The following is a 21,002-nucleotide window of genomic DNA, read 5'->3' on the forward strand; positions in this document are numbered from 1 at the left end:
TCAGATCCTGTTGTTACTCACATAGCCCGTAGATGCTTGAGCAGGTTGGGGTGGAGTCCAAATTGATGGCGGATATCAGGTCATATTGATTGCCGCCGCGCCCGGTTTTGCTCCACTCAATGACGTCGTAAATGTTTGGCATCTTGATTCGAGAGTCTTTTTTGTGTGCTCCTGGCGTTTTGCCAGCGGCAAAGAACGTAGACATTCCGCGCTTGGATGCGCTGGAGACACGCTTCTCCCAAGCATCGATAGTCTGAGGAACATGCGGAAAGCGTCGGCTGATCTCGAATAACTCGCGCTTGCCTGCATGAATGCATGGCATGCATCCCACGCGCCCCATACCTTGCTCATAGAGCGGATTCCATTTGATGCCGTATTTTGTATGCATGGCGAAGCAGTCCTCCGCTTTCCAGTCCAACAAGGGGCGGTAGGTCCAGAAGCCGGCGCCGCTCTCAATGTCGCCAAAGTTGAGTTCCCACTCATCCAGGTTTGCCCGGGCCCGGGACTCGTCCCGGCGCACGCCTTGCCAATGAACCACACGTTGATAGCCATGTTCTTTCCGCAGCTTGTTGATGTATTCGTCTACCGGAACATGCTTAAGCTCTTGGGAGCAGAAGCGCGCACGTGTAGAGGGGAAGCGTCCCTTCCAGATGCAAAGGTCCAAGAACGGATTTCCCGTTGGCTTGATCGCCTTTAGCGCCTGATAGATGCGGCGCTTAGCTTTGCGCCGTGATCGGTTGGACCGATCCTCTCCCATGAACTCCTTAAGCCACTTCTTCTGTACGTATCTGCGTTTGCCCGCGATTTGTGCTGCAAAGTCCGCCTTAACTCGCGTGATCCCTTTGCCGCATAACCGCTTCAGTTCTTTGTCCAAATAGTCCACGTAGTCGTAAGTGGTCTGATGTTCGTGACCAGTATCCGCAAACACAAACTCTAGGTTTGGAGCGCCCTCCTCAATGGCGAGAAGGGCCAGGGCGGTGCTGTCTTTACCGCCCGATACAGAAACAACGTTTAGTTCTTTCAAGGCCCGGTCCCTGTTACTGAATGCTGTGGTAATGCTGATTGGTTTCGTAGCGATCAATCGCTATGTCTTCCTGCTCCTGCTTGTATGCTGCGTCAGCCAGATATTTCCCGATGCTGTAGGCGGCGTTGTCGATCATCTGCTTGCAGGAGGTGACTGCTGTTTGGCGGCCTTTCTTGTCGTCCCGGCTCTGGTAGAGCAGGGATAAAACAGAGTCGATGTCGTCGCCTTGTTTGACCTCGTCTAGCACATCCTGAAAGCCCCACTTCTGGCCGTTCACATGTACGCGACGGCCCTCTAGCAAATCCTCGGCGATGGACTTAGCCGTGCTCTCCAGAATGCGCTCTTTGATCTCTTGTCTTTCCAGGTAGTTCATGTATTTCATTGCTCTAAGTCCTTCTGAAGCTGGGCGATAATGTTTTGTAGTTCGGCGATCTTGCGGTCGCGCTCCTGAATGGCTGAGTTGGCGTCGACCAGATCGTCATGGCTGCATTCCAGATCAAATACCAAGTCACTGTTCTTATCTCGTAAGTCGTCCAGTCTGTAGAGGATGGCTTCAGCCTCGACCGCGCACTTGATCATGAGGGCGTTTAGAAGCTCTCTGTCTGTCATGTGGGTGAGTAGAGTTCCGTTCATGTGTGGTCCTTATTGGTAGATAGCGACTGGAAACTTGGCGTTAGGGTTAACGGCCTTGATGGCTCGTTTAGACCGGTACTGGGCTAGTCTGGATAGGTTGCTGATTGGGCCTGTGTGTGGGGACACTGACAGATGAAGAGTTGGTTTAGGTTTTCTATTGCTTGGCTCTAGGGGGCTAAACATTTCTCTATCCTTGTTGGCGATAACTTGGAATAGAGTTTAGAGCTATGAACTTTGGAGGTCAACTAAAAAGTTCAATATTAAGTACTCAGTTCTTCTGGACGAAAAAAAACCTGCTTTTGCAGGTTTTGTGAACAAAACGAACGTCTTCTGGGTCTTGTTTGTTGGTTTGGAGATGTAAGGGGATGATTATTATTTCAACAAATCCATTGTTCCCACATAGACTATATCTGGGTTACAGAATTACTGAGTACCAAACTATTCGTCCAAGAATGCGCACATTCTTCAGGCTTTCGCCGACAACTATTTCATCCGGGTAATCTGCGCCGTTATAGCACTTGAGCCTCAATCCCCCGCCGGGGACACGAAATACTTGCCGCACGATTATCATGCCGCTGTGATCAATGCCATACAGTTTGCCGTCTTTTATTGACGTATCGCCTCGGTCGGCGACTGTAGTGCTTCCATCTGGTAATACTGGGTCCATACTGGAACCACTTACCACAATACAAGCTGCGTTTTCTGGCTCAACTCCTTGCATCTCAAGCAAGGGCGCCGAAAAACGAAACTTGGCTCCATGGTTATCCAAATTGACAACGCTGCCGTTACCGTTAGACAACTTAACTTCGGTATAAAAAGGCAACTCTACCTCATCCTCCTTTAGTGGGTCTCCTTCATTCCACACCTCGACACTGCCGCTCCAGCCAGAATTTAATTCCGGCTTGTCTCTTTCTTTCCCAGAAAGAAGCCAATCAGGATCACATTTAAGCACTTGGCTCAAGGCCACTAGATTCCCGCCGCTTGGCTTGCTAACAGCATTAACCCATTGGCTGACAGTCCCCTTTGAGACGCCCATTAATTTAGAAATTTGTACAGCTTTCAGACCTAGGGTCTGCATGCGCTGTTTGATGCGGTTTGAAGTATCCATAGGTTTAGTATGCTAAACAATATAGAGTTCATAGTCTTGACTTCTAAAGTTTAGCACTCTAGATTAGTTCTAAACTATGACCTTTAGGAAGTCAACTATGAAAAAAGCTGAGGCAGTCCAGTACTTTGGAAGCCAGCAGGCATTAGCAAACGTTTTGAAGCTTCATAAGTCCGCCATTTCACAATGGGGCGACACGATCCCGGAGCTTCGCGCTTTCCAGTTAGAGAGGCTGACAAACGGCAAGTTAAAGCATGATCCGAATGTAGCCGCCGAAACGACACGGTCAGTTTAAGAGCAGGGAGGCTTTTAATTCATGAAACAGCAATCACGCCTAAAACTGCTTATGTCCGCCGTTAATCGCTGGCTGGAGCAACCGAAAGCGAGCCGGGCGACCATCTGCGGCGAAATCGTTCAAGCGGCTAATGACTGCGGGCTGTCTGAAATCCTTAAAAACGAAGGGATAACGTTCAACCAGTCGGATGACCTTTATAACGACCTCCGCGTCAACGCCCAAAAGATTTTTCGCTGGCTTGGTCAATACGACGGGATACATGCCTTTTTAGATCGTCTTTGGTGTTTGGAGCCCGCCATCGTCTCGGCGATGCCTGAAGAGCTTCGTCTGTCTTATCTGAATGATGTGTTTGGTGTTGCGGGTGTCGTGGTGTGCAGCCGGCAGGTGAGTTGCGAACGCATCGACGCCACCCGCATGGCGGCATGTCTCACCAAAGAACAGATGGAAGCTCAGGTGTCCGTCATCGAATTGGGTATTCACCCGGATCTCGAATCCGCACGCCGCGCCTATCAGGAAGTGTCCGAAGCGGTCGCCACTGGGGCGGCTGTCCTGGGCGAGCTGGAAAGAACCTATCCCGAGCTGAACTATAAGGGCGCTGCAATAGCCGCCCGCTCTCACGCAGTTATCAACTAGGAGGTTGATGTATGACGGCGCAAGCCAACGTCTTGGCGTTTCCTTCCGCGCCCAAAATGGAAGTGGTCAAAGCAGATATTGATAACGGCTTCTTTCGCCTAGCCAATGAGCTGGCGGACAGCCTTTGCAAGGTCGAGCTGTCAGGCCGTCAGTATCGCGTCTTTATGGCGTTAATAAGGAAGACCTACGGATACGGGAAAAAGTATGACTGGATTGTCGCCGAACAGCTCTGTCAGCTCATGAGTTATGAGGGATGCCCGTCGCATATCCGCGCAGACATCCGCGAGCTTAAAGCCCGCCGCATGATCGTTGTCGATGGTCGGCAGATGGGGCCTAACCCGGTGATATCAGACTGGGAAATGACGAAGCCAAGCAGGCCGAAAACGGCCCATAAACGAGCCGAAACCGGCCCGAAAATGAGCCGAAACCAGCCTGTTAATGAGCCGAAAACGGCCTGTTCTTACACTACGGATTCAGAACAAAACAGGCCGAAACCGGCTCGTCAGCAGGCCGAAACCGGCCCGAAAAACGAGCCGAAAACGGCCTACACAAAAGACAATAAAGACAATCTTACAAAAGACATTGTTAAGAAAGCGCGTGTGAAACGCGCCACCCAAGCGCCGACCGATTTTGAAATCACCGACGAGCTGTTCGGCTGGGCATGTGACAACCGGATCACCACGGACCTTGTCACCGAAACCGACAAGTTTCTCGATTACCACCGGGCCAAGGGGTCGACGTTCAAGTGCTGGAAGTCGGCGTGGCGTAACTGGATGCGCAACAGCATGAAGTTTGCGCCGAAGCCAACCCGTCAATCGCAGCTCAACGAATACGGCGCCGCAGGCAACAGCACGGTGCCTGGGGATGTTTACGGGTTTCACGACACAAGCTGGGCGCAGGATTTAGGGATTTAACCATGGAAGCAAAGCACATCGGATCACAGCAAATACACGGCGTAATCAGTCGCACGCTACGCCAGGGCGACACGCTACAGCATACAGCGCAGCGCAGGGCTTACGGACAATCACAGGCCGCTATTTCCGAGCAGGCGGCGGAGATCGTCAACGCCTTGTTCACGGAGCTTAGCGGAGTATTCCCCGCCTGGAAGTACGCCTTCCCAGACCATGAAGTCATCCAGCAGGCCAAGAAAGCTTGGACCAAGGGATTCATCGAAAACGGGATTCTGAGCATGCAACAGGTTCAGGTCGGTTTAACCAGAGCGCGCAGACTGAACTCCCCGCACATTCCCAGCGTGGGCCAGTTCATCGCGTGGTGTAGACCTACAGCGGAAGACCTTGGCCTGATGCCAGTGCAAGCAGCCTACCGGGTGGCCTGCGGTGGGCTTCAGCAGCTTGAGCGCGGGGAAAGCCTTGCCTATCTGGCGGCGCGTATCGCAGCAAGGGAGACGGGCAGCTTTGAGCTTAGAACGCGCCCTGAAAGTGAAATGCTGCCGCTGTTCACACGCAATTACGACATCGTTTGTCGCCGCGTGATGAACGGGGAAGACATCCAAGCGGACATCCCTAAAGCGCTACCAGAGCAACCAGCGAAGGCGTCTAAGCCAGTCTCCCGCGAAGAAGCCCGCCGACGCATGGCGGACTTGTTGAAATCAGTTTCGGCCAGCAGTTAGGCCAAGGAAAAGCAGTAATGACACAAACACACGCAAGAAGAACCGATCCCATTAGCAGCCATCTAGCCGCGGCGGCCAATGAGTCAAACCGCTGGACGCAGACACAACTTGTCGCGCTGGAGCTGGCCAAGCGCCCGGTCCCTGATTGGGTCATAGGGTGGACCAGTTCAGAGCTGGCCAGGACCGCCAAGCTGGATCGCTACATGGTCGCACGCCGTCTTCCAGACGCGGAGAAAGCGGGCTTGGTGGAGCGAGTCGGGATAATGGAGTGCTCGATTTCAGGACGTAAGGCGGTGGCGTGGAGGGCGGTTAAGCATGACTAAGCGCCCAAGAGAATACGCCGCCGAGATTCTGCAAATGCAGGGCAGGGAGGAGCGAGCCAGAGCGCTGGCCACCGTTCCCGCTCAATTCCGGGCGATGGTCGAAGCGCATGTGCGGACCTATTTCGCACTGAAAGCCAAACCGAAACCCGCGCCGACGGTGATCACGCCAGAGATGGCCAGGGCAATGATACGGAGGCGGGCGGCATGAGCGACGAAACTTTGGAGCAGAAGCTCCAGAACATCCGCAACAAGGCGGCGGAGTTTGCGAAAGCCAAGGCGAATCGGGTTTACCTGGAGGAGTTCCGCAAGTCCAAGATCGCCATTCTTATGAGGGAGGCGGAGAGCGCGGACCCGGACCTGACGGCGGCGAATCGTCAGGAGGCTTGGGCGCGGCGACACCCGGAATACCTGGAGCTATTAAAGGGGCTGATGCAAGCGACAGAGGAGGAGGCCCGGCTACATTGGGAGTTACGGACAGCGGAATGGGCCGTCGAGATATGGCGGACCAAGTCAGCCAACAAGAGAGCGGAGAGGATGAGGTACGGCGCATGATTTATCGAAACAACAAACTACTGGCGGCCATCCGGCAGTTGCCTTGCGCCTCCTGCGGCATCGAGGGCGGCTCACAAGCGGCGCATTCGAACCTGTTGAGGCATGGCAAGGGCAGGGGGCTGAAGGCCTCAGACGCCGCTACGTTCCCGCTGTGTGTGCCTTGCCACATGGAGTTCGATCAAGGCAAAGCATTAACCAAAGCGGAGCGAGAGCAGCTGACCATGGATTGGCTAGCGTGGACACATATCCAACTGATTGAAAATGAAATGATTGAGGTAAAACGATGAGACGAGCAGTCGATGAAACCGCGTGGTTACTGGAGCAGTGGGCACGGTGGTCTAAAATTAATACAGATAATGTGGGCTATCCATCGTCCACGCCGTTTGCGCGGATGGCGGGGAGTTCGGTGCGATCGCCGGTGATAACAGATCAGGAGGCGGCTAAGGTTGATTTAGCTGTTTCCAAGCTGCGGGCAAGGGATGAAGAGATGGGGGAGGTTGTTAGGCTCTACTATATGGCTGGAGAGAATTTGTCTTATGTGGTGCGTCAAATGCCGAAATTGGATAGACGTAAAGCTGACATTTTAGTTAAGTCTGGCGTTGCCTGGATCGACTCTGCTTTGTATGTCCCTTAATAGTATGTAGAGGTGGTTAGGGGGGGGCTAAAAAAGACGAGATTGTTTTTTGTTAATATTGGAGAGGAGCTATGAGCCAGCTTAGTGAAGAGTCATGGTTTGAAAAGAATATAATAAGAATAATGAGTTGTATTTTTTTAATTTGCTTGTTTATGGCTGTTATTGTTGCTTTATTATATAGGGTTTATTTTGGGGGTGTTATATCTCTCCGGCAAGATGTATGGGGGCAATTTGGAGATTTCTTTGGTGGGACGTTAAATCCATTGATTGGATTGGCAGGGTTGCTGGCGCTACTTGTTACAATAAGCATTCAATCAAGAGAGCTTAAAGCTTCAGTGGATGAGTTAAGAGAAACGAGAGGGATATTGAAGAAGCAGAGCGATAGCATTGAGGTACAACTTTTCGAAAGTTGTTTCTTTCAGATGCTTAAGTTGAGTAGAGATATAATTGACAATGCTACGATAAAAGGTAGTAGGGAGTTTGTTGGGCGAGAAGTAATGGAAGTTTTATTTAATAGATATAAGGATATATATTCGACATATGCGTGATAGTGATGGGGGTATTCAAGAGGCAATTATCTCTTCCTACAAGGATTTTCATAAATATCACAGACAGCTAATTGGTCATTACTATAGAGGTGTTTATAATATAGTAAAATTCGTTGATAGTTGTGATTATGTTGATCGTGGTTTTTATATTGGGGTGCCAGGCAAATCGCACTATGTGGTTGAATAGTAGGCAGTAAATTCATAGAGTACGCCTCTTTTTCTCCCCTAATAAGGACTGTTATGGGCTCTTCTTTAATTGACGGCGTTAAACACCATTTCTCCAGCCTTTCTGATCCTCGTCGAGAGACGCTCAATATGCGGCATAATTTCTATGATGTTCTCACCATCGCGCTCTGCGGGATCATCTGTGGGGCTGACGATTGGGTTACCATCACTCGGTTTGGCGACGCTAAAAAAGAGTGGTTTGAGTCTTTTCTGGAGCTGCCCAACGGCATTCCCTCCCACGACACCTTCAACAACATCTTTGCGAAGTTAGATCCCGAGGCGCTAGAGATAAGCTTTCTATCCTGGGCTTCGACGCTGGCGGAGCAGATTCCAGATGATCAGATCGCAATAGACGGCAAAACGTTACGGCGCTCATACGACCGATCCTCTTCCAAACCCGCCATTCATATGGTTAGCGCCTGGTCGACAGCGAACGAACTGGTGTTGGGACAGGTGAAAACTCAGGAGAAGTCCAATGAGATCACTGCTATTCCTAAACTGTTGAAGGCATTGTCATTAAAAGGAAGTCTCGTCACCTTGGACGCGATGGGATGCCAGCGGGAGATCGTGAAGCATATCCGTCACGCGGAAGCAGACTATTTAGTGGGTGTGAAGGAAAATCAGGCCTCATTACACGATGAGATTCACGACCGGTACGTGGACGCTGAGGCTAAAGGCTTCGGCGAGGATTTTGTCGACTTTGTATGCGAACCAGGGCGCGTTGAGGATGAGAAGCGGCGCTGCCGCGTTTCAACGAATCTGGAGGGTCTGGAAAAGCAACAAAGTCGCTGGCAAGACCTGAAGAGTTTCATCGTCGTAGAAACAGAGCGAATGGAGTCAGGACAAAGAACGCTGGAGCGCCGCTTGTATATTTCGAGTCGAGAAGGCGATGCGAGATATTTCCTGAATGCGACGCGAAAGCACTGGCACATAGAGAACAAACTGCATTGGGTGCTGGATGTAGCGTTTAAAGAGGATGACTCGCGGCATCGCATGGGACACAGCGCGGAGAATTTAGCGGTGTTGAGACATATGGCGTTGAATTTACTGAAGAATGAGAAGACGGACAAAGGAGGTATAAAAACTAAGAGGCTACGAGCAGGCTGGGATCATGGTTACTTAAAAAAAGTGCTATCGGGCCTGGCTACTTTGTAGCCACATAGTGCGATTTGCCTGGGGGTGCTTATGTCTCAGTTGTCAACATACGAGATATTGATTATGTTTTATAATTGCTTAAGTGAATTTGGTAAAGATAAGTTTAAGCCGTTGGTTGAAAAGTATGGAATGCTAGAATATATGGACGGGGAATTATTGATAGATAAGGTTTCTCATGTTGAGTTTTATGATCAATCTGCATTTGGTATGAATAAGTGATTGTTATGTTGTAACGTTGTGGTTGTTTGCAAGTGATGCGCGCATGCAGAGAAATTGAGCTGTCCTCGAATGAGTCCCCATATTGATAGATGCTCAACTATATCGCGTTCGTTTCTTTGTGACTAATTGGACTGGTTAAAACTCTTTCAGACAGGTCATGCTTCCTACTACCAAATATCTAAGTTGCTGAATAAAAAGATCATTTCTTTTTTTCTTTATAATCCCTTCTATCCAGACATATCTAATCACCTGAAATCCCCTTTCGATTTGGTGTAAGTAGTCTAAATTTAATACAGATAACGTGGGCTATCCGTCGTCTACGCCGTTTGCACGGATGGCAGGGAGTTCGGTGCAGTCGCAGGTAATTACGGATAAAGGAGGCGGCGTAGGTAGATTTAGTTGTGTCTAAGTTGTGGGCGAAGGATGAGGAGATGGGGGAGGTCTTACATGGCAGGGGAGAACTTGGCGTATGTTGTGCGATGTATGCTAGAGCTAGATAGGCGCATGGCAGGCTCTCTGTCGAAATCAGGTACTGCTTGGATAGATGCGATTATCTTTAGCTGTGCGGCATGATTTGGGGTGCTGAAAATGGAAAAAAAGGCTGAATTAGTTGAGCCTCATTTGTTAGAAAATGCATTTGAAGTTTGGGCTTCAGGTCCAAGTGAGTGGCTGAAAGCCATCAGAAATGAACCAGAACTTAACGTTATAGAATTCAATGGGGGTAAATTTTCAGAATATAGAGAAGGGGATGTTATTTCCTTCTCCGAGTACCATATTCCTTCTGATTGTAAGTTTAACTTTGTTGATGTTGTATTTGACTCTAAGAAGGCTGTATTTAGCGGTGTGAAATTAAATGGGGGGAATTTTGAATTTAAAAACGTTAATTTTTCTAAATGCGAGGAAGTCATATTTGAAGGGATGACTTTTGCAGGCGATAGGGTTTTCATCGATAATGTTGACTTTGAGAGTGCTTCTGTTTCATTTGAAAGTTCTATTTTTGATTGTAAGGAGGTCGTTTTTTTTGGATGCAAATTTCGAAGGGGACTGCGGTTTAATTCTGTCAAGGGGGTAGGCGCAGAAATTGAATTTAGAAATTGTTCCTTCTTCGGAGATGTTTTATTTTCAGGTTCGCACTTTGATCATGGTAAGATGTCGTTTTTGACGTGTGATATGGATATGGAGAGGGAGGGAAGTGATAATATTCGGGCGAAGTTTAATTTCAAGAGAGTAAAGCTTGAACGATGCATGTTGGTTGTTTCTGAATGTGATTTTGATATGGTCGATGTTGACTTTAGCAAGACAGAGTTCGGAAGAGGAGGAGTGATTTTTGATGATAATAGTTTTGGTGAAAGCCGTTTAACGTTTCGCTTTATTAGCTCTCAGGGATCGTTTATATTCAAGGGAAATGATGTTCAATTAGTAAGATCCATTGATTTTTCTTCTTCTAATTTTGAAGGTGAGTTGTCTTTGTCTGGTTTGACGACATCGTCGGTTGTTGACTTTAGACATACGAAATTTGATCGCTCCATTGATTTAGATAAAATTGATATAGGCTACAAGAAAGAAGATTTATACTTTTGTTTTTCAATGGCTAAGAATCCTGATGCTTCGACATGTTTTAGGAAGCTAAAAAAGTTAGCAAAGGAAGCCGAGGATCATAGAAGAGCATTGGACTTTTTTGCGAAAGAAATGAAAAGTGATTATTGGAGGGGGCTTACAGGAGGCAGACTTTTTGCTTACTATTTGTATGATGTTGTAAGTGATTATGGAAGAAGTATCAAAAGGACACTCATTCTTTTTTGTGTCAGTTTTTTGATTTTCGGTGTTATCTATTCTAATATGGCGACTGAGAAAACAGCTACACAAAGCGCAGGATTTGTGTATTCATTTGGGCATGCAATACCTATTTATCCAGCATCTCGAGATGCGAGAGCTGATGCTGTGATATCATTATTTGGAAGCGCCGAAAATATACCGGACGAGACTGTAATTTAATTTGTGTATCTGCCTATCACTAGTACCCTATAGCGGGGTTAAGGATAGGTAGACAATGAACCAGAAAGAATTAGAAGCATTTGCCCGTGAGGCAGCCAAATCTCTGAAAACAGAAAAGGATCTCAACGAGTTCCGTCAGATGCTCACCAAGGCGACCGTGGAAGCCGCGCTCAATGCAGAGCTGGATGTGCATCTGGGATACGAGAAACATCAATCTTCAAATTCAGACAATAGCCGTAACGGCTATTCCAGCAAGACCCTCCGTACCGAGGACGGTCAGTTTGAAGTTAATACTCCCAGAGATCGTCAGGGCAGCTTTGAGCCTCTACTGGTCAAGAAGCAGCAGACCCGCTTCACCACCATGGACGACAAGATTCTCAGCCTCTACGCCAAAGGCATGAGCACCCGAGAGATCGTGGCCACCTTTAAGGAAATGTATGGCGCGGATGTCTCTCCCACCTTAATCTCCAAAGTCACGGATGCCGTGATTGAGCGGGTGGTGGAATGGCAGTCTCGTCCTCTGGATGCGGTTTATCCCATCGTATACCTGGACTGTATTGTGGTGAAGATCCGCCAGGATAAGCAGGTGATCAACAAGGCGATCTATCTTGCCTTGGGAGTGAATCTGGAAGGTCACAAAGAACTGTTAGGGATGTGGATCTCTGAAACCGAAGGGGCGAAGTTCTGGCTTAATGTGCTGACCGAGTTACAGAACCGGGGCGTGAAGGACATTCTGATCGCCTGTGTGGATGGTCTGAAGGGTTTCCCCGAAGCGATCAATACCGTGTATCCCCAAACCCGGATACAGCTCTGTATCGTGCACATGGTGCGCAATGCGGTGAAGTATGTGCCATGGAAAGACTATAAGCCGGTCACAACAGATCTGAAGCGGATCTACCAATCGGCCACCGAAGAGGAAGCCCTCTCAGAGCTGGACAAATTTGCCGAACGATGGGATGAGAAATATCCCCAGATCAGCCGATCCTGGCGGCTTCACTGGGAGAATCTCAACACTCTGTTCCGCTACCCGGAAGACATTCGCAGGGCCATCTACACGACCAATGCCATTGAGTCCCTTAACAGCGTCATTAGGAAAGTGATCAAGAAACGGAAGCTGTTCCCCACGGATGATTCCGCGAGAAAGGTGGTGTATCTGGCGATCATGGATGCGTCGAAGAAATGGACGATGCCGATCAGGAATTGGAAGTCAGCGCTGAACCGATTTATGATCGAGTTCGAAGATCGCTTAACGGAGTATCTTTAATAACCAGGCAGATACACAGAATTATTTACAGGGTCTACCGGACATTATTCATTATGTTGCAATGATTCAAGATATTATATCTGGGGCATGTATTTTTCTTATAGCTTTGGCTCTTCGAAACTTGTTTAGAACATAACCGGGATCATGACACTCTAGGAATATCTCCCCACCTAGTAGTATAAGCAGGAGAAAGCCTACCTCGCTTCATTCCCCAGGGCTGTTGAATACTCTGTCCAGCAAACCAGACAACGCCACCTGTTCCCCTATTAAGCTTATCCAATGTCTCCATAAGCTCCACACTACCGCGCCTCCCTTCGTCCTCTTCAAATAGATGACGCTGACAAACCCCAGGAGAGGAGAAATCACAAAGCATTACCCCGGCCTTCAAATAGCGGTAGCCATCCCGCCAGATCCTCTCCAGTAACACCCTGGCAAGCTCTATAAAATCGCGGGTATCGTCAGAAGGAAAAGGCAGCTTTCCGGTTGCTGAATTGGAGTAGTATGGTTCACCTTTGGAGAATTTGCCGGTTTGCCCTGATGTGAGAAGTAGATTTTTGTATTCGGCTGCCCACTATTCCATAGGGCCTAGGTGTCATGGTGGATTGAGGTCGCGGGGCTCATTTGGTAACTTTTTGATCAACAAGGCATGCATTGCTACTAACAAAAGCAAATTACATTCCTGCGTTAACGGGCCTAGAAATTCCTTTGGCGCGTTGCACTTCTGCTGAGTAGTTTAGATAACACTCGGTCACATATGAAGTTTTAGGGATTAAACACAAGCAATATCAATGGGTTAAATCGGTCCAATTGCTAGCTTTTCTGCTTTAGGCGTGTATGTAGTTTTTGACGTTTCAGGATTAGGGGCATCCCGCGTCCGTAGAGATGGTTAATTACGAGTTTTATCCAATCCGCAATCAGAATAGGAGAGGCAGGCAATGGGGCAGTGTTATAAGTCAGGGGATTTCTACAAGTATTTCAAGGAAAATATGGACGCTTTAGGCATGCCTGCGCCGGATTCTTTGTTTAATTCATTCACTGCGGCTGTTAGTACAGTTTCCACAATCACTTCTGCACTGAACACGCTTGGTTCTGGTGCGACAATGGCTGAGATCGTTGGAGCTACAACTGGATTAGAAGCCCTTATGGTTATAGGCTCAATAGGCGCAAGTATTTATGCTGGAGCAGCGGCAGGCAGCATTGCTGTGGCCACAGGGCGTTCTTTGGGGTGTGGGTCACGTATTGCGGACATGTTTGCATTTACGGAAGAAAATAACCTGCAGTTCCCTGGTTGGAAGTCATTCTACCTACATAACCCGCAAATATTTGACACTAGGAATCCTCATCGGTATAGCTTTGCTGTAATGGCGAAAGCTTCATCTGCAAGGTTTGGGTATGCGTAATGGCAAAAAATCTATTATTCCTGCTTGGCTGTCTAGTGGCGGCAGCTTTAGCCTGGGGGGTCTTCCAAGTGTTAGGGCAATACACTTTCATTGTTATGCTTGTGATAACAATTGCCGGATTACTTGTAAAAGCTGGAAAGCCTAAATTTGGAAAAGGTAGCGACAAATAAACGGTAGGGCTTGATGGAGTGAAGCGCTCTAGCGAGCCCACCGTATTCTTTCTGATCTGCTAAATGCCCTATCCGACAGCAAATCACTGCGTCCAGATAAGCTTCAATGTCTCCATAAGCTCCACACTACCGCGCCTCCCTTCGTCCTCTTCAAATAAATGACGCTGACAAACCCCAGGAGGAGAGAAGTCATAAAGCATTACTCCGGCCTTCAAATAGCGGTAGCTCCTCTCCAGTAACACCCTGGCAAGCTCTATAAAATCTCGGGTATCGTCAGAAGGAAAAGGCAGCTTTCCGGCTGATGCATTGGAGTTCCAGCATTTAAGGTGCTGACCGATATCGTCCGGTCGACATAGAGTACATGCTAGAAAGGTCGTGAGTAGCTATGATGAAAATGTCGTTATAAGGCTTATAGAACCGTAGTTGTTATGAATAAAATTCTGATCTCTCTTTTGCTGGCTTTCACGTTGTCGGCTTGTGATAACGACCTGTACAACGAACTTTTTCGTAACCCATATATGGTTGACGTGGCCGAAGGAGTGGAGTTAGACCAGAATTGGAAGAAGTTTTCTCCTAAATATCCCTTGGAAATTATTAACCAAAGACAGTGGGTTACGATTGGGTTTGAAGGGGCTGAGAAATGGGGATTCATAATGGATGGCTGGGAGTCGAGAGGGCTCGTAGATCAAGATGACAATCCTGTACAAATAGACGTAAAGATTGTTACTCAAGATGGGCGAGAGTTTCATCTAACTGAAAGTGCAAAAGCTTCCTTTATAGCTTTCGGGATTTATAGTACTAAGTTGCCAAAGGATACAGAGGTTTCAACAATATATATTAGGTCGAGCAGAGCTATTGCTGATGCCAATATTGGGTGGCTTTGCACTACTGGTAAGTAAGAGCGGTTATGGCTATCTCTGCCCAGAAAGTTATGAAGCATCGAAAATCGGTTAGTGACGTGTCTAATCTTTGTGGACCGGATCAAAGGCGTTATGTTTAAAAAAAGTGGGTTACAGAGAAGAAAAGAAATAAAGGCCGCACGCTTGGAGAGGGCCAAGCGATCGGAGGTGGATGTTTATTCAGAAGTCGTCCCGAAAGGTGCGTTGCCTGCAAATACGGAAATTCTGAGGGAGATAAATCCTTTGGAGCGTTTGCCAAACTTTTATATAGACCGTCATTTCATATGTAAGGACTGTGAAAGTCACGAGATATGGACGGCAAAGCAACAGAAGTGGTGGTATGAAATTGCCAGAGGAAGTATCGCATCAAAAGCTGTACGATGCCGGTCGTGTCGTTACAAAGAAAAACGTAGGAAAGAGGAGGCCAGGAGGGTCCATCTTGAAGGTTTGGCAAGAAAATATAACAAGTAGCGGCAGCTCGTCCTTCGAATGCAAACGAATGAATATGCAGCGACCGTGATTATTAGGTGGAAGTATGGATAGAGATGATTTGCTAGTACCAACCTTAAAGGTTGACCCAAAGGAAATTGGGTGGTGCTTTATCTCCAATTATTACGATGCTCCAATAGAGGGATTGGTATACTTTCGGGGAGAAATTCATCGGTTTTGCTGTTTTCCTGAAGATGTGCCTGATCAGAAAGTTTTTGTTGTATTGGAGTTGAATCCGGAAGAGATGGAGTTTCAACTGAAAATGAAAGAGAAGTTTGAGAGGATGGTTGGTACACACTGGTCTTATGACGAGAACGGAAATGCATTGCCCGAATCATCCGCGACACCTGAAAGTGCAAAGCAATACTATGACTCGAAGCAGGGCGAAAAGTATATTGGTCCTTACGATGCTAAAGTGATTGCTTGGTTTGATTTGTCAAAGGATGTGGATGGAGTTGCATAACAAAGTTAAGTGGCATTGTGAGTAAACGCCTGCGCATCCTTGCACCGCTGCGACCAAGTAGCGATACGCGCATTGTGAACTCCAAAGTGATAAAATATACTGCATAAAAATACAGTATGGTTGTGACCTCGGCAAATGGCGCCGGTTGTGTGGATGGCAAGCCACGATGCGACGTTTTTTGGGGTCAGATAAGGGATAGGATGTAACATGCTGAATCCCCCAGAAGGATCTGCAAGGTCATGAAATTGATAAGCGCGAATATGCGATATACAAATGTTAGATTCGTCAAATTATGGAACTAAACTTTTCCTCGATTATTGTCTTAGTATTGCTGGCTGCGGTGATCGTTCAAGCTATTAGTATCGTTTTTTCTCAAAAAGGGTTCACATGGAAAACTATTTTAAACTTCTTGGCTAGTGCCTGCCTTATTGTTGGGGCTATAGGCTTTTTTGGTCCTGCACTTTCGTCAATTTCTGGCCTAGGTGCTTCGCAGTCCTTTGAATGGCCAGTAGGTAATATCGATAAAGCCCTAGAATATCCTGACGGCTACCTAGTCGTACCTCATGAGCCATCTGGTAGAGTCCAATTGTATAATCACTCTCTTCAGTTTATACGAGGCTGGCAAGTAAAGGCCTCCGGCGGCCCATTCAAGTTATTCCCAGCTGAGGACTCTACTTTTTATATATTTACCGCGCGAAATAGAATGAAGTACCACTACGATCTAGAAGGAAATTTGTTATCTTCACAAAAGTATACTGGCCCTTATCCCAAGGATAGTGTTGATTTAGTAAGTGCTTCGATACCAACACCTATATATCTACAGGCATTCACTCATCCACGTTCAGCTTGGTTTGTCGCTGTAATTGGTGCGCTGTTGCTTATAGCCGTTAATGCACGTGGTCTAAAATCTAACAGATAGGATTGCCCACTTAAGTACATCTATCACATCGGACTGATTGTGGCCGTATTGAGCTTGTTCGCTATCGCCTTACAGCGAAATATCGTACCTTCAGGGTGGTAAACAACGTCTAAAAATACGCAGCATGAGGTCAGTATTGAGTTCTGAAGGGCCGCTCGCCTCGCTCTATACAGGAGGCTAAACAATTCTATGTTCTATGTTGTGACCTCAGCAAATGGCACTAGTTGTGTGGATGGTAGTCCACGATGCGGCGCTTGAGTGAAAGCTCATTCCTAAAATCGTTTGGAGTAAGCAATCTTGGCTCCCATGGCTGCATTAGACTAAGCGAAGAGTATACAAACATTAAGCATAAGCAGCAGTTATCGAAAAATGGAAACGATTATTACTTATAGAAACACCGAGAAAGGTGTTTTACTTGATTGCGAATCTATGGGGGAAGGCAGATTTATTCGTCAATCCTCTAGCCTTGATAGGTATGGTCACGTGGTGCTAAAAATTGAGCCGATGAAGGATGGCAATCCACAAAGCGTGTTTTCATGGGAGGTTACGGAAGATCAGATTCCTTTCGTATTCTTCGATGCTACTCTTGAGGGAATTAAGCGTTATTATGAAAAAGATGAGTTCCCTGGAACACACCTTTCCGGAGCGCGAATAAGAGTTATCGGTGGGTCATTTAATCCAGTAGACTCAAGTGCTATGTGCTATTCAATTGCTGCTATGTTTGCAATCAAAGAGGCTTTGCGAAAAATTGGTATCAGCAACGAAGATGAGAATGTTTGACCTTTCGTGAAAATTATATGAATAGCGTAATTCTACATTTTGACATCTCAAAGGAAGAGGTGCTTCACATTGCGTCATCAGTGGGGATACTCAATGGCGAATGTAACTCTAAGGATGGCGATAGGTTTCTGTTATGGATTTATAAAGATTACGAAAGTGAGTACGAAGAAGATGAAAAGGAAGTCGTTGAGTCTATGCTTGGATGTAAGCCCGTCAGTAGCTTTCAACTATTATGCCGCTACGCTTCTGGACACTTAGCCCTACAAAAAGTCATGGAGATATTTTCTGCGTCGAATGGCGTATTAGATGACGACAATGATGGCTATTGGAGGCTTAAGGATATTGAGCTTGCATATGGTTTTGGTGTCGAAGCGACAATATATAATATCTCCGATTTCATAAGTTAAAAAATATTTGGTAAAGTCAATTCTTAAGGCGTATGTATGGAATGGAGACTATGAAGAGATTTAAAAGCGACGAAATAGCTACTCAATTTGTTTCTGATTTCGGAATGACATTGGAACTATTTATTGATACCGGGAATGAGGCTATAGATGAAAGTGTAGACTATCCTCTCCTGAAATTTTACGCTGACGAAGAAAGCGAAGATAAATTTGTAGAGTTTTGGTCTGGTAAAGAGTTAGTTCAAATTCCCGTATCTAAATTGAGAGAAGCGCTGGAGCTCGTGGATAAAGAAGTTCATTCAGAGGCATGGTTTGAAAAAAATGTATTCAGGGACATTGAAAGCACATAGCTATGAGCTGAAAAATTCGCAAACAACACACTTATCAGCTGAATGCTATGCCTCAGGGAGAACTAAATGCCTTTAACATGGAATGACCTTACGGTCAGCTTTGCACACATTGATCGGGATAAACTAGTCGAAGATTGGAAGTGGCTCGTAGGCCAATCCCTGCCGATATTAGTAACCTCTATTGGAGATGCCTTCCTACAGAATAAGTCAGGGGAAATATATTGGCTCATTACAGGTAGCGCCGAGTTTGAGAAAGTTGCGGAGTCTTACGAAGAGTTCAAAATAAAGCTGCGAGATAATGAGCTTGTCAACGAGTGGTTTTTGGTCCCTTTGGTGCTTCAACTCAAAGAGCAAGGCTCCGTGCTTGAGCGGGGTAAACTGTATGGCTTTAAGCAGCTGCCAGTTTTGGGTGGTAAATATGAGCCAGAAAACTTCGAACTCACTGATATTGAGGTTCATTTTGCTATGTCGGGTCAAATGAACTTCCTAATAAAAGATCTACCAGATGGTACGCAGGTTAATTTTCAGATTTCCGAGTAAAGGCGCAACGTAGTGATCAAGTAATTACGGACTAGTGGTTGATGCTGATTGTTGTATTTTTTGGGATAATCCGGTTTGCTTTTATTTGATTGTTGCGATTTTTGAAACAATTTGTTAGTGTATTTCCCATATTCTGCACTACTACGCCCTGACAACTCTCAGGGCGTTTTCATTTAAAGACCCGGTATCCGAAAAGGAGCCGGGTTTTTTGCTTTCTAGAGCCTCGCTTATGCGGGGCTTTTTCGTTTCTGGGTTATGCAAAACATGAGCTTCTACTTAGGAAAGCGCTCTAAGTCGCGCTTGGTTGGCCTGCATCCTGACCTTGTGAAAGTCGTAGAAAGAGCGATTCAGATCACCCCGATAGACTTCACCGTGCTGGAAGGCCTGCGAACCACTGAGTGCCAAACGGAACTGTATAAGGCAGGCAAATCCAAAACGATGCGCAGCCGACACTTAACGGGGCATGCGGTGGACCTGGGTGTTTTGATAAACGGCTCGATCACTTGGGAGACCCGCTATTACCAGATACTCGCCGACGCTGTGAAACAAGCCGCCGAAGAGCTGGGCATTCCAATAGAGTGGGGCGGCGACTTCAACGGCTTTTTCGACGGACCTCATTATCAACTGCCTTGGAAAGAATACCCATGAGCGCCTGGGCTTCAATTCTGAACCTGTTTAAACCGGTCGCCGACCTGATCGACAATGTCCACACCAGCGACGAAGAGCGCCTGCAGATACAAGCGCAGCTATTCCAGATTCAGGCCGAGCTAACCCAACGGGTGATGGAGTACGAAACCAAGCTGCTGGAGGCGAAAGCCAGAACGATTCAGGCCGAGGCGCAAGGCCAAAGCATCCTGCAGCGCAATTGGCGCCCGTTAACCATGCTGTGCTTTCTGGCGCTTGTTGTGTGCGACTCCTTCGGCCTGCTTACGTTCAGGCTAAACGTGGAAGCCTGGGATCTGCTGCAAATAGGACTGGGCGGATACGTCGCCGGCAGATCGCTGGAAAAGATCGCCCCCAAGGTAACCGACGTGATGAGTAAGAAATAATGGAAGAGAACCAAACCACCCGGAGGCACTGGCACTTGGACAAAACCATCAGTGTGGGCCACCTGATCAGCACGCTGGTAATCGCCATTTCCGTGATCACCTGGGCGGGCTCCATAGATCGCCGTGTGGAGCAAAACGCGCTGGCGGTTAAGTACCTGAATGAAGAGCAAGTGCAACAGCGTCAGCGTATCGACGCCGTCCGCAATGAGATTAAAACCGACCTGCGAGCCATCAACGACAAGTTAGACCGCCTGATCGAGCGGCAGAGTGACCGCTAATGCCACAAGCTTCGTTAAGGCCCTGCAAAGATAAGGGCTGCCCTAATACGACCCGGCACAAGTCACGATACTGTGAGAGCCACGCAGACAAGCGAGAGGCGACACGCTGGGGAGTCTGGCAACAACAGAAAGGCAGCGACACCCAGCGCGGCTATGGTTGGCAATGGCGCAAGCTTAGGGTGCGGATACTGCGGCGGGATAACTACCTGTGTCAGGTGTGTTTAAAGGCAGGGCGTACCAGTGCGGCGACGGAGGTGGATCACATCCTTCCTAAAGCCCAAGGCGGGGACGACCGGGAGAATAATCTTCAAGGGATTTGTAGTAGGTGCCACCGATTCAAATCTTCAATGAGTGGGAAGACGGCTAAGGCAATTAAAGCCGTACCAAGTATAAATCGACCACTGTAAGCCTATAAAGAAAGCAATCCCATTCCCCCTACTCAAGGGATATGGGATAAGTCAGGGCGCATACCTATTGATTACTATGTATAAGGAGGCAGGGCTATGAGGCCTTCACATAGTGATAGGGAACGCCCTGGATCAACCCCGCATATTCTTTTTCAGTGAGTAGTTTTTCTACTTCGGCGGGTATTTCAATCTTAACTATAAGCAACCAGCCTTTTCCGTATGGGTTGCGCGTATCTTTAGTGGGATGGTTGTTAATTCCGGTTATATATCCGGTAACAGGGACATAAAACGGAAACTTTTCTCCGCTATGAGTTTCGACGACGCCTATTTGGTCGCCAGCGGCGTAGAGTCTCTCGTAGTTAACGCTTCCGATTAAGGTTATTGCTCCATCTGTCACAAAATCCGTGACGCCTACTATGGCGTAGTTTGCTAACACTCGAACCCATTCATGACAGGAATAATACCTCAATGTATCGGTTACCTTATTCATTGGGGTTTCCTTACCTATTAATTATTCGTGCGGTGAACTAAGTGCAGAAGCCGCTGATGCATCCTTGGGCGTCACGCAAGCAACTGCTAATAAATAGAGTATTCCTGCTTTACGAGTAAAAGAATCGGG

General features: G+C 47.4%; 34 protein-coding genes and 1 pseudogene. 27 read left to right on the forward strand and 8 right to left on the reverse strand.

The window, feature by feature from the left end; translation table 11 throughout:
- Window positions 1-13: 13 nt before the first annotated feature.
- The 4 genes from O5O45_RS05570 to O5O45_RS05585 form a co-directional block, all read right to left on the reverse strand.
- A complete protein-coding gene (locus O5O45_RS05570; protein ID WP_305904262.1) occupies window positions 14-1,024 on the reverse strand; it encodes a phosphoadenosine phosphosulfate reductase family protein in 1,011 nt (336 codons plus the stop codon).
- A gap of 13 nt (window positions 1,025-1,037) precedes the next feature.
- Window positions 1,038-1,406: a hypothetical protein gene (locus O5O45_RS05575; RefSeq protein ID WP_305904263.1), complete on the reverse strand. Its 369-nt coding sequence runs from the start codon at window positions 1,404-1,406 to the stop codon at window positions 1,038-1,040.
- Window positions 1,403-1,657 (reverse strand): hypothetical protein, encoded by a 255-nt coding sequence (locus O5O45_RS05580; RefSeq protein ID WP_305904264.1) that lies wholly within the window; start codon window positions 1,655-1,657, stop codon window positions 1,403-1,405. The genes O5O45_RS05575 and O5O45_RS05580 overlap by 4 nt, the downstream gene beginning before the upstream one ends.
- A gap of 415 nt (window positions 1,658-2,072) precedes the next feature.
- Entirely contained in the window at window positions 2,073-2,765 is a 693-nt protein-coding gene (locus O5O45_RS05585) for a S24 family peptidase (protein WP_305904265.1), read from the reverse strand.
- Window positions 2,766-2,862: 97 nt separating this feature from the next.
- Here O5O45_RS05585 and O5O45_RS05590 point away from each other — a divergent pair, with 97 nt between their 5' ends.
- From O5O45_RS05590 to O5O45_RS05655, 14 genes are all read left to right on the forward strand, one after another.
- Window positions 2,863-3,057 (forward strand): Cro/CI family transcriptional regulator, encoded by a 195-nt coding sequence (locus tag O5O45_RS05590; protein WP_305904266.1) that lies wholly within the window; start codon window positions 2,863-2,865, stop codon window positions 3,055-3,057.
- Window positions 3,058-3,078: 21 nt separating this feature from the next.
- A complete protein-coding gene (locus O5O45_RS05595) occupies window positions 3,079-3,690 on the forward strand; it encodes a hypothetical protein (RefSeq protein WP_305904267.1) in 612 nt (203 codons plus the stop codon).
- Window positions 3,691-3,701: 11 nt separating this feature from the next.
- On the forward strand, window positions 3,702-4,604 hold the full coding sequence (locus O5O45_RS05600) for a replication protein (RefSeq protein ID WP_305904268.1): 903 nt from the start codon (window positions 3,702-3,704) through the stop codon (window positions 4,602-4,604).
- Window positions 4,605-4,606: 2 nt separating this feature from the next.
- The gene (locus tag O5O45_RS05605) at window positions 4,607-5,320 is read left to right on the forward strand and encodes a replication protein P (RefSeq protein ID WP_305904269.1); all 714 of its coding nucleotides are present in this window, start codon (window positions 4,607-4,609) and stop codon (window positions 5,318-5,320) included.
- A gap of 17 nt (window positions 5,321-5,337) precedes the next feature.
- Window positions 5,338-5,643 (forward strand): hypothetical protein, encoded by a 306-nt coding sequence (locus O5O45_RS05610; protein WP_305904270.1) that lies wholly within the window; start codon window positions 5,338-5,340, stop codon window positions 5,641-5,643.
- Window positions 5,636-5,851 carry a hypothetical protein gene (locus O5O45_RS05615; protein WP_305904271.1) on the forward strand — a complete coding sequence of 72 codons (216 nt, stop codon included), beginning with the start codon at window positions 5,636-5,638 and terminating at the stop codon, window positions 5,849-5,851. The genes O5O45_RS05610 and O5O45_RS05615 overlap by 8 nt, the downstream gene beginning before the upstream one ends.
- Complete coding sequence (locus O5O45_RS05620) at window positions 5,848-6,195, forward strand: hypothetical protein (protein ID WP_216740476.1); 348 nt, start codon at window positions 5,848-5,850, stop codon at window positions 6,193-6,195. The genes O5O45_RS05615 and O5O45_RS05620 overlap by 4 nt, the downstream gene beginning before the upstream one ends.
- Window positions 6,192-6,482 carry a hypothetical protein gene (locus tag O5O45_RS05625; RefSeq protein ID WP_305904272.1) on the forward strand — a complete coding sequence of 97 codons (291 nt, stop codon included), beginning with the start codon at window positions 6,192-6,194 and terminating at the stop codon, window positions 6,480-6,482. Before O5O45_RS05620 ends, O5O45_RS05625 begins: the two co-directional genes overlap by 4 nt.
- Window positions 6,479-6,829 (forward strand): antiterminator Q family protein, encoded by a 351-nt coding sequence (locus tag O5O45_RS05630; RefSeq protein ID WP_305904273.1) that lies wholly within the window; start codon window positions 6,479-6,481, stop codon window positions 6,827-6,829. Before O5O45_RS05625 ends, O5O45_RS05630 begins: the two co-directional genes overlap by 4 nt.
- Before the next feature lie 71 nt (window positions 6,830-6,900).
- The gene (locus tag O5O45_RS05635; protein ID WP_305904274.1) at window positions 6,901-7,377 is read left to right on the forward strand and encodes a hypothetical protein; all 477 of its coding nucleotides are present in this window, start codon (window positions 6,901-6,903) and stop codon (window positions 7,375-7,377) included.
- Window positions 7,378-7,617: 240 nt separating this feature from the next.
- Window positions 7,618-8,757: an ISAs1 family transposase gene (locus O5O45_RS05640; protein ID WP_305903215.1), complete on the forward strand. Its 1,140-nt coding sequence runs from the start codon at window positions 7,618-7,620 to the stop codon at window positions 8,755-8,757.
- Window positions 8,758-8,787: 30 nt separating this feature from the next.
- Window positions 8,788-8,976: a putative phage abortive infection protein gene (locus tag O5O45_RS05645; RefSeq protein ID WP_305904275.1), complete on the forward strand. Its 189-nt coding sequence runs from the start codon at window positions 8,788-8,790 to the stop codon at window positions 8,974-8,976.
- A 588-nt stretch (window positions 8,977-9,564) separates the two neighbouring features.
- A complete protein-coding gene (locus tag O5O45_RS05650) occupies window positions 9,565-10,971 on the forward strand; it encodes a hypothetical protein (RefSeq protein WP_305904276.1) in 1,407 nt (468 codons plus the stop codon).
- A 55-nt stretch (window positions 10,972-11,026) separates the two neighbouring features.
- Window positions 11,027-12,235 (forward strand): IS256 family transposase, encoded by a 1,209-nt coding sequence (locus tag O5O45_RS05655; protein WP_305900391.1) that lies wholly within the window; start codon window positions 11,027-11,029, stop codon window positions 12,233-12,235.
- Window positions 12,236-12,377: 142 nt separating this feature from the next.
- Here the strand turns inward: O5O45_RS05655 and O5O45_RS05660 are convergent, their stop codons facing one another.
- Window positions 12,378-12,524, reverse strand: a complete 147-nt coding sequence (locus tag O5O45_RS05660; protein WP_305906190.1) for a DUF4113 domain-containing protein — start codon at window positions 12,522-12,524, stop codon at window positions 12,378-12,380.
- Window positions 12,525-12,578: 54 nt separating this feature from the next.
- Window positions 12,579-12,740 (reverse strand): annotated as a pseudogene (locus O5O45_RS05665) (DinB/UmuC family translesion DNA polymerase); the annotation flags it as partial.
- A 430-nt stretch (window positions 12,741-13,170) separates the two neighbouring features.
- On the opposite strand from O5O45_RS05665, the gene O5O45_RS05670 reads away from it, so the two are divergent.
- Window positions 13,171-13,635, forward strand: coding sequence for a hypothetical protein (locus tag O5O45_RS05670; protein ID WP_305904277.1), 465 nt, complete (start codon window positions 13,171-13,173; stop codon window positions 13,633-13,635).
- A 253-nt stretch (window positions 13,636-13,888) separates the two neighbouring features.
- Here the strand turns inward: O5O45_RS05670 and O5O45_RS31905 are convergent, their stop codons facing one another.
- Window positions 13,889-14,143 carry a DinB/UmuC family translesion DNA polymerase gene (locus tag O5O45_RS31905; protein WP_371747998.1) on the reverse strand — a complete coding sequence of 85 codons (255 nt, stop codon included), beginning with the start codon at window positions 14,141-14,143 and terminating at the stop codon, window positions 13,889-13,891.
- Between the two features lie 90 nt (window positions 14,144-14,233).
- On the opposite strand from O5O45_RS31905, the gene O5O45_RS05675 reads away from it, so the two are divergent.
- The 12 genes from O5O45_RS05675 (at window position 14,234) to O5O45_RS05725 (ending at window position 20,383) form a co-directional block, all read left to right on the forward strand.
- Window positions 14,234-14,704, forward strand: a complete 471-nt coding sequence (locus tag O5O45_RS05675) for a hypothetical protein (RefSeq protein ID WP_305904278.1) — start codon at window positions 14,234-14,236, stop codon at window positions 14,702-14,704.
- Between the two features lie 93 nt (window positions 14,705-14,797).
- Window positions 14,798-15,175: a zinc-ribbon domain-containing protein gene (locus O5O45_RS31910; protein WP_371747967.1), complete on the forward strand. Its 378-nt coding sequence runs from the start codon at window positions 14,798-14,800 to the stop codon at window positions 15,173-15,175.
- Between the two features lie 64 nt (window positions 15,176-15,239).
- Window positions 15,240-15,656 carry a hypothetical protein gene (locus tag O5O45_RS05680; RefSeq protein ID WP_011398335.1) on the forward strand — a complete coding sequence of 139 codons (417 nt, stop codon included), beginning with the start codon at window positions 15,240-15,242 and terminating at the stop codon, window positions 15,654-15,656.
- 292 nt (window positions 15,657-15,948) lie between these two features.
- Window positions 15,949-16,575, forward strand: coding sequence for a hypothetical protein (locus O5O45_RS05685; RefSeq protein WP_305904279.1), 627 nt, complete (start codon window positions 15,949-15,951; stop codon window positions 16,573-16,575).
- Window positions 16,576-16,944: 369 nt separating this feature from the next.
- Window positions 16,945-17,355, forward strand: a complete 411-nt coding sequence (locus tag O5O45_RS05690; RefSeq protein ID WP_305904280.1) for a hypothetical protein — start codon at window positions 16,945-16,947, stop codon at window positions 17,353-17,355.
- A 17-nt stretch (window positions 17,356-17,372) separates the two neighbouring features.
- Entirely contained in the window at window positions 17,373-17,762 is a 390-nt protein-coding gene (locus tag O5O45_RS05695) for a hypothetical protein (protein ID WP_305904281.1), read from the forward strand.
- A 50-nt stretch (window positions 17,763-17,812) separates the two neighbouring features.
- The gene (locus O5O45_RS05700) at window positions 17,813-18,109 is read left to right on the forward strand and encodes a hypothetical protein (protein ID WP_305904282.1); all 297 of its coding nucleotides are present in this window, start codon (window positions 17,813-17,815) and stop codon (window positions 18,107-18,109) included.
- A gap of 66 nt (window positions 18,110-18,175) precedes the next feature.
- The gene (locus O5O45_RS05705; RefSeq protein ID WP_305904283.1) at window positions 18,176-18,649 is read left to right on the forward strand and encodes a DUF1851 domain-containing protein; all 474 of its coding nucleotides are present in this window, start codon (window positions 18,176-18,178) and stop codon (window positions 18,647-18,649) included.
- A gap of 264 nt (window positions 18,650-18,913) precedes the next feature.
- Complete coding sequence (locus tag O5O45_RS05710) at window positions 18,914-19,297, forward strand: M15 family metallopeptidase (protein WP_305904284.1); 384 nt, start codon at window positions 18,914-18,916, stop codon at window positions 19,295-19,297.
- Window positions 19,294-19,698 (forward strand): 3TM-type holin, encoded by a 405-nt coding sequence (locus tag O5O45_RS05715; RefSeq protein WP_305904285.1) that lies wholly within the window; start codon window positions 19,294-19,296, stop codon window positions 19,696-19,698. Before O5O45_RS05710 ends, O5O45_RS05715 begins: the two co-directional genes overlap by 4 nt.
- Window positions 19,698-19,976 (forward strand): hypothetical protein, encoded by a 279-nt coding sequence (locus O5O45_RS05720; protein WP_305904286.1) that lies wholly within the window; start codon window positions 19,698-19,700, stop codon window positions 19,974-19,976. The genes O5O45_RS05715 and O5O45_RS05720 overlap by 1 nt, the downstream gene beginning before the upstream one ends.
- Window positions 19,976-20,383 (forward strand): HNH endonuclease, encoded by a 408-nt coding sequence (locus tag O5O45_RS05725; protein WP_305904287.1) that lies wholly within the window; start codon window positions 19,976-19,978, stop codon window positions 20,381-20,383. The genes O5O45_RS05720 and O5O45_RS05725 overlap by 1 nt, the downstream gene beginning before the upstream one ends.
- A gap of 94 nt (window positions 20,384-20,477) precedes the next feature.
- Here the strand turns inward: O5O45_RS05725 and O5O45_RS05730 are convergent, their stop codons facing one another.
- The gene (locus O5O45_RS05730; RefSeq protein WP_305904288.1) at window positions 20,478-20,873 is read right to left on the reverse strand and encodes a glycine cleavage system protein H; all 396 of its coding nucleotides are present in this window, start codon (window positions 20,871-20,873) and stop codon (window positions 20,478-20,480) included.
- Window positions 20,874-21,002: the final 129 nt, after the last annotated feature.

The organism is Hahella sp. HNIBRBA332, assembly GCF_030719035.1.
Taxonomy (GTDB): Bacteria; Pseudomonadota; Gammaproteobacteria; order Pseudomonadales; family Oleiphilaceae; genus Hahella.